The organism is Syntrophotaleaceae bacterium (assembly GCA_041390365.1).
Lineage (GTDB): Bacteria > Desulfobacterota > Desulfuromonadia > Desulfuromonadales > Syntrophotaleaceae > JAWKQB01.
Genome location: JAWKQB010000003.1, coordinates 1,139,390 through 1,152,482, shown reverse-complemented (window position 1 = coordinate 1,152,482; position 13,093 = coordinate 1,139,390). Strand labels below are relative to the sequence as shown.

Below are 13,093 nucleotides of genomic sequence, written 5' to 3'. Positions count from 1 at the left end.
CTGGAGGCTTCGCTCCCCGTCACGTCAAAAATTTGTCCATCGCTTGATTTTTCTCATTATTGGTGTATGCTCTCAGTCGTTGTCCTGACCATATTTGATCCACTTTTCTTTCCAATCGGGAGACATGCCATGAAAACCGTGAGATCTGCCTTAGCCCTTCTGTTTTTAATCTTCCTGCTCATTCCAGGGATCAGCCAGGCCGGACTGAAAACCGGAGTTGTATCGGTTTCTCCGATGATTGGAGGAATCATCATGGAAGGAGATCAGAATCTGGACGAAGACTTGGCCTTCAGCCTCGGTCTCGGCTACAACTTCACCCAGGCCTTCGGCCTGGAAGCGGTTGTTTCCATGGCCAATCTGGAGGAGGAGGACACCGATGACAATGTGGATCTGATGACCTACCGGCTCGATGCCTTGTACCACTTCATGCCGGACAGCATGCTCGTTCCCTATCTCGCGGTGGGTGCAGGACTCTATGACCTGGACAACGACGATGAATTCATGGCGAACGCCGGAGGCGGTCTGCTTTACTATTTCGCCGAAAACATCGCCCTGCGGGCGGACGTGAGATATCTGGCGGCCTTCAACGAAAGCAATCTGGAAAGCAACCTGCTCTACACCGCCGGCCTGAAGTTCCAGTTTTCCGGCGTTGCCGCGCCCGCCAAAGCCGAACCGATGGACAGCGACGGCGACGGCGTGACGGATGATCTCGACAAATGCCCGGGCACCCCCCGGGGAGTTGCGGTCGATGCCAACGGATGTCCGCTGGACAGCGATGGCGATGGTGTGACCGACGATCTCGATCAGTGCCCCGGCACCCCCAAGGGTGTTCCCGTTGACGCCAAAGGTTGCCCGCTGGACAGTGACGGCGATGGTGTCACCGACGACATCGACGAATGTCCCGGCACCCCCCAGGGAGCTCCCGTTGACGCCAAAGGTTGCCCGCTGGACAGCGACGGCGACGGCGTTCCCGACTATCGGGACAAGTGCCCCAATACAATCAAAGGCATGCCCGTCGATGAAACCGGCTGCGATCTGAAACTTACTCTCCATATCAACTTCGATCTGGATAAGGCCGAGATAAAACCGGAGTTTAAGGATGAAGTGAGGAAGGCGGCCGAGTTCGTTCAAGCCAATCCCAACGTCCCCTATATCCTCATAGCCGGTCATACCGACAGTCTCGGCAGTGACGCGTACAACCAGAAACTCTCCCTGCGGCGGGCCGAAGCCGTCCGGGAAGCTTTGATCAAGGATTACGGTCTCGACGGCGAGCGGTTGAAGGTTCGCGGATACGGAGAAACCACTCCGGTTGCAACCAACGCCACCCCCGAGGGGCGGTACGAGAACCGGCGGGTGGAATTGATCTGCTGTGCCGTCCTTCCTGAATAGAGACTGATTCAACCGACATTCAATGACAATAACAACAAACCCCGCTCCAAAGGAGCGGGGTTTGTTGTTATCCGGAACTTAAACTGACAAAAGGAAAATAAGAGGCTGCCTTTTGACAACAGGTGTCAATGGACTCGGGGCGGACCTTCACGATCGGCAAAATTCGTCAACTTCGGTTCATTTTTTCGATGATCGAGGCCGCCTCTTTCGGAAAGTATTTTTTGAGGCATTTCAGGCATATGCCGTGACTTATGCCTTTCAACTCAATATTAAACCCGATTTCAGCTTGACACCAACTGCAGATCTTATGCATCGGGGACCCCTCCTCCTGAGTCGGCGGGGGACACCGACCCGCCTTCCTGAAAGCCGGTTTTGTCAACAATATCATCCGCCTTTCATATCGCAATTAAAATTATGCAAGATTCCGGCCATGCGAGGACAGATGGACTGCCCAGGAGAGAAAGGAGGGCTGCCAGGGTTGCGGGCAGGAGTACGAAACTAGGTATCCCGCACGGCTTCTGATGCGAGTTCGACAATCTCCACAAACGGAAGGAGATTCCGTGTTGTCGCGACATAGCCATTGGCATGCACGAAATCGATGCCAGGATGATTGGCGATGGTTCTGAAGTCCACGATGCTGCTGTTGCCCAGGCGCAGCAGTTCCCATCCCCGGCAACGGACCGAGGGGGTAATGCACATGACGATTCCGGGATCGGCAAGATGCCGGAAAAAAAGCTCCATCGACAACTTCGGCTCCTCACTGATAGTACTGACGATCGCCCTGAACTGCTTTACCTCAACCACCCTGGCCTCCTTTTTCAGCAGTTCGAGGCGCTGTTTTTTCTGGTCGATCAGCCCGATCAGAGCTTTCCCCATTTCTTTCATGAACTTGTAGATCAGATCCCTTTTCCCCAAGGAGGAAACCAGGGAGAATCGGGACAGAACGTAACCGTCGATCGGGGAAGAGGAGGCCAGAAGAAAACCGGGGTCGACCCCCAGGTCCTCGGCGGTCTTGTGAGGACCGTCCACATCCATCATGTTCATGATGGGATACCAGCCGTACACCTGCATGGCATCCTCATGATACCCCAGATGCTGCATTATCAGATGAAAGGCGCAAGGCAGGGTCCGGTCGTGGTGGTGGTCGAAATTGTGCTTTTCAGGATCGTATTCCATCCCGACATCGATCACGAAGGTTTCGGGATCGGCCAAGTCCTCTTCAGTCGGTTGACAACGGAAAACAGCGGCGTCACCGCAGGTTGCAAGCAGAACGCAGACCGAAAGAAAATCATCCCTGTGGGCATTGCCGGGATGTACGACGATTTTTTGCATGAATCGAACCCAGGATCTAAGGATCGGAATGTCAGGAACGGTTTCCGCCAACCGTCCTGGCATTCACTTTAACAGAAGGTCGGCAATAGACTTCAATTCCGGATCGGCCGTGTGTCCCTCACGATAAAATGACTTTCAGGGGGCCTCATCCCTTCTTGACAAAATGTCCCGTCTCGGAACAGGAAGGGCATTTCTTGGGTTTACAGCGACCTTCCTTTTCGTATCCGCATTTTTCACATTTCCAGACGCTCATGTTTCAATCGCTCCGTAAAATTAATCCTTTAATAACCTAAATGGTAAAGACTTTAAACTTATAGATTTCCCTGTCAAGAAAAATAAAATCCTGGAACATGCCAATTCCGCAAAGCAGCTTGCTGCTGTTGGTCGAATGATATAATGAATCGAAAAGAGAGATCCCGGCGGATACTCCGGCCCGGATTAAGGGAAGCGTAGCATATTGGCCTCCAAAGGAGAAGGAACCCGAACATGAAAAACCTTATTATACTCAGCTGCCTCCTGCTTTTCGCCACTTCTGCCGGTGCCGCAGGCAGAGCCGTCGACTATGAGATGGCGGGACAATCCTTCGAGGGATATTACGTGAGCCCATCGCCCAGAGCTCCGCTGGTATTTCTGATTCACGATTGGGACGGGCTGGGCAGTTACGAGATCAAACGGTCCGAGATGCTGTCCGAAATGGGCTACGCGGTGTTTGCCGCCGACCTCTTCGGCAAGGGGATAAGGCCTGCGGAAATCGCCGAAAGACGGCGCTTGACGGAGGCCCTGTACAAGGACAGAGCCCGCCTGCGGGCCTCGCTGAAGGCAAGTCTTGAGGCCGCGAGAAGCCAGGGCGCCGACATCGGGAATGCCGTCGCTGCCGGCTACTGCTTCGGCGGTGCGGCGGTGCTGGAGCTGGCCCGGGCGGGAGCCGACCTCAAGGGGTTCGTGTCCTTTCACGGCGGACTGGAAACCCCACCCGGACAGGACTATTCAAAGGTAGAGGGAAGGATCCTGGTTCTTCACGGCACCGCTGACAGCAGCGTGACCATGGAGGATTTCGCGGCCCTTGCCAAAAATCTGGAAAAGGCCGGCGTTCCTCACGAGATGATCACCTACGGCGGCGCCCCCCATGCCTTTACGGTCCTCGGCGGCGACCGCTATCGCAAAGACGCCGATGAAAAATCGTGGCGGCGGTTCGGATTTTTCCTGAAAGAGACCTTGAAGTGAATGGAATAAACAGTCGGCAACGCCCGAGTTTTTTTCATTAAAGGGAGGGCTCTCTAGTGCATCAACCAGAGTGCTCCGTCTGTTATGGCAAATATCAGGGCGGGGCAGCGGGCAGGGAAGCCCGAATTCTCTGCGAGAAATCTTCTGCATCGCCGGCATCTTGCGCGGCCTTGTTGATCCACGAGCGCCGGCGCAGCTCGTCAAAGGGCAAGGCTGCAGTCATCCTGCCCGAGGCGTAGAGATAGCCGTCGATGAACCCGTTGAAAAGGTGGCGAAAATCGAAACCGCCAGGCCTGCCTGCGGCATTTGCATAACGAATGATGTTGATCGTGCAGCTGTTGCTTAGCAAATTGTAGAACTCGGGACGATCGGCCAGCTCATTGATCCTCTTCAAATAGACCAGAAAAAGCCGCCGGGCATCCGCAGGCGATGTGTTGAGATGATAAAGAAACACATCTTCGTCCCGATAATTCGTGCGAACGCGCGCGATGTCCCGCTCATCCCCCACGATATAGATCAGCTCGAACTGCTTGAAGAGCGAGGCGACGGGGTCAAAACCCTCCCCTATCTCCGGCCTGGTCTCGATGGAAATGTTGATCGGCGGTGCGTTGTCGAAGATGAAACTGACGAAGGTGTGCGCCACAGGACCGATCTTCCAATAGGAGATGAAGAAATCCACCCCCGTCAGATGCGAGATTTGCACCTCGCGTTCCTCGTATCGCGCCGTAAATTCATTTTTGCTGCGGTACTCGAAATTGCGGAACCCCGTAAAGCGCACGCGATCGCCGTCGATGATTGCCCGTGGCATGACCGCCACCTTCGGCCGCCACGGACGATCATGCGAAGGCCGGATGAAGGTCCAGGCAACGGCCACGACGACAAACAGTCCTGCGAAAGCCCAGAACATGTGGGGTCTTTTGGTCAGCCACAAGACCCAGACATTGCAGGCAAGAAACGACGCCGCCAACACTGCGCGCAGCCATGGCCATGGCAGGTTCGAGTAATAGATCGCCAGAGAAGCCCAAGAGACGAGGAGAATCAGGAGGAGATTTCGGCCCGCCGCAAGAATCAACCGACCGATACGATGGGCCAATCGATTGTGAGCGGTATTCCGGGAGGGTGATTCAGGGACTGTCATCGGTGCCCCCTCTTGCTCTTATGGATGCAGAGTCTCCAGACAGATTAGGGGGTCGGGCCTGTACAAGTATTCGATCCAAAACGGTAATCCATGTCTGCAACCCTTTGGAACCGAATCAGGTTTCGACAAGCATACCACATCCCGGGTTCAATATTATGGCACCGGTACTGCAAGGTGAGGTGCAGCACGGATGGATCATCCTTTATAGCCTTGCCGCCACCCCTCGGCCTGTGGTACCAATGCGCGACTTTACATTCCGAGGGGCGCCATGATTCACCTGAACAATATTTCCAAACAGTACGGGTCGCAGATCCTTTTTTCGAAAGCCAGTTTCCAGATCCCCGCCGGTACCCGCACCGGGCTGGTCGGTCCCAACGGGGCCGGCAAATCCTCAATATTCCGCCTGATAACGGGTGAAGAAACGATCGACAGCGGGGAGATGACCTGCGGCAAAAATACCGTGATCGGATATTTTTCGCAGGACGTCGGCGACATGGCCGGCCGTTCGGCTCTGGCGGAGGTCATGGCCGCTTCGGCCCGCACCATGGAACTGGGCCGGCAGATCGCCGAAATGGAAGGGGCCATGTGCGAACCGATGTCCGACGAGGCGTTGGCGTCACTGCTGGAACGCTATGGCGACGCCCAGGAAGAATTCGAACACCGCGACGGCTACAATCTCGAAAGCCGCGCCCAGGCGGTGCTCACCGGCCTCGGCATCGGTCCCGAAGCCCATGACCGGCCGGTGGAGGCGTTCAGCGGCGGCTGGAAGATGCGCATCGCCCTGGCGAAAATCCTTACCCTGAACCCCGACGTGCTGCTGCTCGATGAACCGACCAACCACCTGGACGTCGAGTCGATTGTCTGGCTGGAGAACTGGCTGGCGGAGGATTACAAGGGCGCGCTGCTGATGACCAGCCATGACCGCGACTTCATGAACCGGCTGGTGACGCGGATCATCGAGGTCGGCAATCAGACCGTCACCACCTATGGCGGCAATTACGATTTTTATCTGCGGGAACGGGACATTCGCCGCGAACAGCTTATGGCCAGCCATCGTCGTCAGCAGGAGATGCTGGCCAAGGAAGAAGAATTCATCGCCCGCTTCGCCGCCCGTGCCTCCCATGCCGCCCAGGTGCAGTCGCGGGTGAAAAAGCTGGAAAAGATCGAGCGGATCGTCCTGCCGCCGGAACAGAAGAAGATCCGCTTCGAATTCGTCGAGCCGCCGCGCAGCGGCGACGACGTGGTCCTCCTGCAGGACCTGACCAAGAGCTGGACAACCCCCGAAGGCAATGACCATCCGGTCTTCAGCGGGATCTCGGGTCTGATCCGGCGCGGCGAAAAGATCGCCGTCACCGGGGTGAACGGCGCCGGCAAATCCACCTTCCTCAAGGTTCTGGCCGGCCAGACCGAACCCACCCATGGCACCGTCACCATCGGGGCCAGCGTTCATGCGGGCTACTTCAGCCAGCACTCCATGGATATTCTCGATCCGAAAAAGACCGTTCTGGAAACGGTCAGCGACGCCCTGCCCATGGCGTCCGTCGGTGTCATACGCAACCTCTGCGCCGCCTTCCTCTTTCAGGGCGACGACGTGGAAAAACGGATCGAGATCCTCTCCGGCGGAGAAAAAAGTCGTCTGGTGCTCGCAACCCTCCTGGCCAAACCCCTCAACTTCCTGATTCTCGACGAACCGACCAACCACCTAGACATCGCCTCCCGCGAAATCCTCCTCGAAGCCCTGCAAGGCTTCACCGGCACCGTAGTTCTGGTGAGCCACGACCGCCATTTCCTCCGCTCACTCGTCAACCGCGTCTTCGAAGTCGACCACGGCCAGTTAATGACTTATGACGGCGATTACGGCTATTACCTGCACAAATCGGGGCGTGAGGGGTTGGTGGCGTAGGTTTTGAGGGTCTAAAGGGAACGAAAGAAAAGAAGGAAGAGCTTTTGAAAGGTCGGTGAAAAAGGGACGGATGACCATTGTATCGATCTGGGGTGTCCCATAAATCCCATCTAAAGCCAGAAAACAATCTGGAGCAACAAATTGGAATGGCTATTTTGGAAAATTAAGTGGCCGTTTAAGTGTTTCAGATGTGGTGAAAAATCGGCACCCCATCGGACTGTCATCTTCTTTCCTTAAAGCAATAAAGCAGGACCGTCCCTAGCCTTCCCGAGTCTTCCTTTCTTGGGCGAGTCGACCCCAGGTCGGCCTAGTAGTAAATTAAAAAGCCCGCGGTTATGACTGCCGCGGGCTGCTTGTCTTTCTGCTTTCCTTAGAAGCGGATAGCGACGTAAATGTTGTGCCCTTCGTATTCGCCTGTAAAATTACCAAACTTGGGATTTTCAGCATCGAAATAGCGGTAGCCGACGTCGAAACCCACCGGTTGCATGGCGAAGCTGAGACCGACCATGGCCTGCCAGGCGAAAGCGTAATCGTCGTCGTCCACCTTCCCGAAACCCGTTACCGTCCCTAAATCGGCGTCAATTCTGGCCACGCCCGTACCGAGGCCGATGAAGGGGCTGAACTGCCACAAGTCGAAATCGAGGTAGGTATTGACCATGCCGCTTATGGCCTCGACCTTGTCGCCGTTCCCCGCTCTGATGCCACCGATGCCGATGCCGTCGATATCATTGCTGCGGTAAGCAACCTCGCCTTCCAGCCGGAACAGTTCAAACTGTTGGCCGACCGCAACAAATGCGCCCCAGCCATCGTCGAAACCAACCTCCCAGTCAGGACCAGGTGCGCTGACATCGGCATCGCTCAAATCGATCCACATTCCGCCCAGGCTGAGGTACGGTTCTGCCGAAGCGCTGCTGGCCGCAAAGAGCAGTGCCATGCAGATGAAGAAGATTCTTTTCGCCATGATTGCCTCCTGTAGCCAGAGTACGTACTTCACAGTTGCTGCACCCCTGTGCAGCAACGCAGGAAAACCGCCCATGGTGTAGTTCTACGGAAAGGTTTACCAGGCGCAGAAGATTATTCAATCGTCTGCGGAAGGAAACGAAGGGGTAGGACAGGGGAATGGCGGCTGCGGAGAAGGGGGCAGTCGGGCCAATCTTCCTTTTTTTCTTCCAACCGCAGGGAGCAACGCCTCGTCAAAGACCTTGGCAAGAACCCTGGCAGTCTCGCGCACGTTAAAACCCTAGCATTCGAGGCCGATGCGTTGCATTGATTTTTTGTCGTCGGCTGAATTTTTGCTGCTTATATTCTGTGTCAGTAGACCTCTTCCAGCAATAAGTCAACCCCACCGAGAATCGAGCCGCTTAAAGCTATGCGTCATGTCACAGGGGAGCCTTTTCCAGTATGTGGTGGTTTCAGCAAAATTCAAATGCTTCCTGTTTCAGATAAATCCGACAATTTCAAGTGAACCGTTAATTTACACCCGGCAGAAGGTAAGTCAGGATGTGTCTAAGAAGTTGTTCCGGCATATCTCATCTGTCCAATCCGGCTGAAGCACGAGGGGCTCTGTTTCCGTACCGCCCTTCGCTGTAGATGGCACCACAGCCACCTCCTGAGAGCACGACTTCTCGCCCAAAATAACCGATCCAACCCATTATTGTTTATGAAGCCAGGATCGTAAAGTCGGGCTGGGCCTCGATGAAGCGGCGGTGGTATGCGAGATAGGCGGTGCGGTAGAGGCGGTCGATTTCGTCCGCCTCGGGGAAACCGGCGCAGAAGCCGGGGCAGGACGGTTCGATGGCCAGCTGCGCCGCCCGCAGCATGTGGGCAATCAGAGCCCGTGGGTCCTCCAGGCCCACGGAGATGCGGGTGGTGGTGAGGGCGATCCCGGCCTCCTTCAGGGCCTGCGGGGAGAGTTCCGAATGGCTGGTCAGGGCCGGGCAGAGCGCCATGGTGTTGGTCTGGCCGAGGCTGACCTGCAGCCCCACGGCCGGCTCGAGGGAATCGAAGAAACGTTTGAAGGCGTCCCGGGGAACCGGCGGACGCCCCTTTTTCCCCTCGAAATCGATGGAAAACAGCGGGGCGGGGAGTCCGAGGAACATGAGCTTCTCCCGCAGCGGGCCGTTGGGATGGTCTTCCAGTGCCGGGCTGTGGACATTGATGTCGGGATGGCGATCGAGGATCCGGGTCAGCACCAGAGTGTTGATCCCTTTCTGAAGTATGCGGCCTTCCAGGGTGCGCAGTCCGTTGAGGACCTCGAAGGCCTTGTCTGCATCGAGAAAAGCCCCCTTGACGTAGTAGACGTTCCAGAACAGGGTCTCCTCCCAGGGGATGGTCTGAGGCCGCCCGTCCGGTCCGTCGATGACGGCGCTCTCCCCCTTGGGGAGAAACATCCGCTCGTTGCGGCCGATCACCACGCCGGCGATGGTGGTGCCGCTCCCGGAAAGGTCCTTGGTATAGGAATGGATGACGAAATCGGGACGCTCCTGCAGATCCCGGCGCTGCAGGACCGGAAAAAGGACCGGGGTGCCGACGGTGGTGTCGCAGATCACCAGAGAACCGTGCCGGTGGGCGATGCGGCTGATTTCGGGCACGTCGAGGATGGTGCCGTGAGGGTTGCAGGGGGATTCGAGGTAGACATAGATCCGTCTCCCCTCTTCCAGACGTCCGGCATATTTTTCCCGGGTCTGCTGAAACGCCTTTTCGAAGGCCGGACCGTCGAAACCGTCGAACCATTCGAGGGCGATGTCGAGGTTGCCTTTCTTGGCATACCAGTCGTGCAGCAGCTGGTAGGTGCCGCCGTAAACGTTGCGGCTGGCGACAATAATATCCCGGGCTCCGGTCACATGGGCCAGCACGCTGTCGATAGCGGCCATGCCCGAATTGAAATTCCAGGCCAGGTACTCCCCGGCCAGAGGGCCGGCTTCCAGGTCGACCATGTGATGGGCGAGGCTGATGGAGGTCGGGTTGAAAAGCCGCGAATAGATATCCAGCAGCGGTTCCCGTCCGTGGAAGGCGTCCTCGACCCACTCGGTACAGGCAAAGAGGTAGGTGGCCGTGCGGGTGATGACCGGGTTGGCGCTGAAGATCGCCGCCACATTGTCGAACAGAGGATAGGCCCCGCGACCCGCAAAACCGTGGGGTCGCACGCTGATCGACCGATAGGTCCGCCGCAACGGATTCTGCAGGGCATCGAGGATCTTGGCCAGCTGGAAGGAGGCGAACCGCTTGGCGTTGAACCAGGCGATCCGGTCTTCCCGTTCAAGTCCTCCAAGGGTCTCCGAGGTGAGGCGCCACAACTCGTGCACCGCCCCTTGGGCCTGGTAAAGCCTGAGGGTCAGATCGGCGAGTGCTCTGCCGTAATCGCTTTCAGGATCGATACCGAAATGCCGCAGCTGCTCGGCGGTCAGGGCGGCGGGGTCTTCGGCATGGGTGGTATTGCGCAGCGGACTGAGTTGCTGGATCGGCGTGGGCATGTATCCTCCTCTTCCCTGTCGGCCATAAGGCCAGTTTACCACTTGCCGACTCGCTATGACCAACATCGGCCGGGGAGGACAACTTTCCTACCTGCGAAAAAATTCTATGGTCCTGTTTATCAGGGCGGGGATGATTTTCATTTCCTGGCTTATGGCGTTGCTGCGACACTTTTGCAGGACCTGCAGATAGTACCCTTCGGGAACCAGCTGATAACTCAATGAAACCGCCAACAACAGGCCGAGTACCGCGTTCAGACGTGGGAAAAGACGTTTCAATGCTCTTCTACGGAGCATCGCGTTGTCCGCCGGGTATCTCCGCAACTTTTCGAGGTAAAGTTCCTTGCTGGAAACAAAGGAGTCGTAAACGCCGATCACCCAAAACAGGCTGGACAGAACAACCACCAGCACTGCCGTAACCAGGCAGGCTTCGAGCAGTCCGCTGCCCGATCCACTCTTGACAGCCGGCCAGGCCAGAGGCGCAACGGCAAGCAGGACGACGGAGAGAACACCCGCCCCTGCCGTCAGAAGAAAAAAAAGGCCTTTTCCCGGTTGGCCGTTCAGAAACTGGCCCCATCCAGGGAATGCCAGGGAAAAAACCAGAGGCAGATATTCATTGTCAACACCTCGAAACTTTGAAGCGCGCAGGCGTGCTGCCCGATAATAGACATCGACGGCATTTGCGAACCAGCAGACGACTCCCAGGGTCAGAAAGCCGAAAAAGCTGACCAGCAGAACCACGGACTGGATTCCTGTATCGGCCGCGAGCCGGCCGATGGAGGGGCGAAAAAACCACAAAGAGACCAGGGGGACATAGAAGAAAAACATGGCGGCCAGGAAAACCGAGCCGGAGCGATAGGCCCGCAGATAAAGATGCCCGGCCCCCCAGAAGATCATCGAAAGGCTGAAGGCCCAAGCCGGGTTTTTCGGCTTCGAAAAGTGCCGGGATCGGCTTTCGGAATTTTCCGCCGCTCCTTGCCCGACAGGAGAAACCGTGGAGTCCACATGCTCAGAATCGTTTAAGCACCAGATTTTCTGCTTCATTTGCCCTCCCAATGTCAGATCCGGTCCCGACAAGGATTCCTAAACAACGGAATCGCTATCGGGACCGGATTGGTCTCTTCCTGTTTAAACCTCCTATCCGGCCGGCAGGAAATCGATCGGGTAGAGTATAGTCGTCTTCGGCACTCCTTCCTTGGGACCGAAGTTGAACCTCTTGACCCGCTCGACAATCTGGGCCACCAGTTCTTCAGAAGCCAGGTCGGTCGATTCGGCCCGGCACAGGGACACCTCCCCGCCCGGCTCGATGGTGAGCCGCAGCAGCAGCTTGCCGCGCAGGGTCGGATCCTCCCGCAGCTTCTTGTTGTAGATCCGGTAAAGGGTCGCCTTATAGCGGTCGAAAACGATCTGGATCTCCTCGTCGGTCCGTCCCGGTCCTGGGCCGTCGCTGAGAGGTCTGCCGGCCTCTTCCTTCAGTCCCGCCACGGCGCTCTCGACCCGGCCGAAGCCTATGCCGTCGCCGTCGCCGCTGCCGGTGCCGTTGCCGCGGCCGAAACCGCCGCCCCTGCCGTAGCCGGCGCCGCCGCCATTGCCGCCGTTGCCGAGGTTCGTGCTGACGCCCAGGTTGGAGATTCCGCCGCTGCCGCCGCTGCCCTGCATGGCCACCAACGAGCGGTGGGCCCGGGCTTGTCCCGCCACCTGGGGAACATTTTTGTTCAACCGCGCCTCGGCGCCGAGCCGGGCCACCGGAACTTCATCCATCAAATCCTCGAAGGAACTCTTGAAGGCCAGAACCCCTGTGGTTTCGGCGCGTGACCGTGCAGTCTGGGAGCCACCACCGCCACTGCCGCCGGAAGGCGTCGCTTTGGGCTTGGTGCTTTTCTTGCCCTGATCGGCTTTGGCCTGCTTTTGGTCGGCCTTGGTCGGCTCGACCTTGTCGGGCGAGGCTTTCTCCTCCCGTTCCAGCCGCTTCGGCACCGGCGCCGGCTTGGGCGGTTCGCTCTTGACCAGCATGGCCAGCCGTTCCGGAATCTCGGGCATCACGATCCGGCGATCCGGTATCGGTACCGTCACCAGCGGAATCAGGATTCCGAAGAGAAGGGACCAGAACAGCGAACCCAGCAGCACCTTGCGGAAGCGCCGCTCGCTCTCGCCCTGCATGTGCCAGGGCATAACCATCTGTCGATAGGGAACCGGCGAAAGGTCCCTTTCAACAACAAATTCTTCCTGGCGTCTCTCCTCCCGGGCATAGGCGTCATGCACCTCTTCGTGCAGATAGTCCAGCTCGTCGAGCTGCTGGTCGACCATCGCCTGGAGGGAATCCCGGACTTCCCGTGCCTCCCGGGTTTCCTCCTCGAAGTCGATAGTCCTTGCCTGCAGCCGAATCAGGTGCTCGGCCGGATCCGGGGAACCCGGCAAACCTTCCCAGAAGAGACCCTGCGCGTCGAGTTCACCCAACTGTTCAAGGGCGGTGCTGATCTGCCGCAATAAATCGAAACGCTTTTCTTCTTCGGCGAAAGTTTCGACCTCCGCCTCTGCCACGCGCAGTTCGGCCTGCAGTTCCTGCAACCGTTTCCGGGCCTGCTCGATCTGGGCGTTCAGGGGCGCCAATTCCTGGGCCAAAATGGATGCGTCCAC

At 57.4% G+C, this 13,093-nt stretch carries 9 protein-coding genes; 3 read left to right on the top strand and 6 right to left on the bottom strand.

The window, feature by feature from the left end:
- The first annotated feature begins 66 nt into the window (after positions 1-66).
- Entirely contained in the window at positions 67-1,389 is a 1,323-nt protein-coding gene (locus R2940_17460; protein ID MEZ4601579.1) for an OmpA family protein, read from the top strand.
- Positions 1,390-1,887: 498 nt separating this feature from the next.
- Here the strand turns inward: R2940_17460 and R2940_17455 are convergent, their stop codons facing one another.
- Positions 1,888-2,721, bottom strand: a complete 834-nt coding sequence (locus tag R2940_17455) for an MYG1 family protein (protein MEZ4601578.1) — start codon at positions 2,719-2,721, stop codon at positions 1,888-1,890.
- Between the two features lie 486 nt (positions 2,722-3,207).
- On the opposite strand from R2940_17455, the gene R2940_17450 reads away from it, so the two are divergent.
- On the top strand, positions 3,208-3,945 hold the full coding sequence (locus R2940_17450; GenBank protein MEZ4601577.1) for a dienelactone hydrolase family protein: 738 nt from the start codon (positions 3,208-3,210) through the stop codon (positions 3,943-3,945).
- 94 nt (positions 3,946-4,039) lie between these two features.
- On the opposite strand, the gene R2940_17445 is transcribed toward R2940_17450, so the two are convergent.
- Positions 4,040-5,083: a DUF4105 domain-containing protein gene (locus R2940_17445; GenBank protein MEZ4601576.1), complete on the bottom strand. Its 1,044-nt coding sequence runs from the start codon at positions 5,081-5,083 to the stop codon at positions 4,040-4,042.
- Positions 5,084-5,351: 268 nt separating this feature from the next.
- Between R2940_17445 and R2940_17440 the strand changes: the two genes are divergently transcribed.
- On the top strand, positions 5,352-6,986 hold the full coding sequence (locus R2940_17440) for an ABC-F family ATP-binding cassette domain-containing protein (GenBank protein MEZ4601575.1): 1,635 nt from the start codon (positions 5,352-5,354) through the stop codon (positions 6,984-6,986).
- A 370-nt stretch (positions 6,987-7,356) separates the two neighbouring features.
- Here R2940_17440 and R2940_17435 read toward each other — a convergent pair whose 3' ends face one another.
- The 4 genes from R2940_17435 to R2940_17420 form a co-directional block, all read right to left on the bottom strand.
- Entirely contained in the window at positions 7,357-7,947 is a 591-nt protein-coding gene (locus R2940_17435) for a hypothetical protein (protein MEZ4601574.1), read from the bottom strand.
- A gap of 697 nt (positions 7,948-8,644) precedes the next feature.
- The gene (locus R2940_17430; protein ID MEZ4601573.1) at positions 8,645-10,459 is read right to left on the bottom strand and encodes an aminotransferase class I/II-fold pyridoxal phosphate-dependent enzyme; all 1,815 of its coding nucleotides are present in this window, start codon (positions 10,457-10,459) and stop codon (positions 8,645-8,647) included.
- 87 nt (positions 10,460-10,546) lie between these two features.
- On the bottom strand, positions 10,547-11,500 hold the full coding sequence (locus R2940_17425; GenBank protein ID MEZ4601572.1) for a hypothetical protein: 954 nt from the start codon (positions 11,498-11,500) through the stop codon (positions 10,547-10,549).
- Between the two features lie 93 nt (positions 11,501-11,593).
- Positions 11,594-13,093: an AgmX/PglI C-terminal domain-containing protein gene (locus R2940_17420; protein MEZ4601571.1), complete on the bottom strand. Its 1,500-nt coding sequence runs from the start codon at positions 13,091-13,093 to the stop codon at positions 11,594-11,596.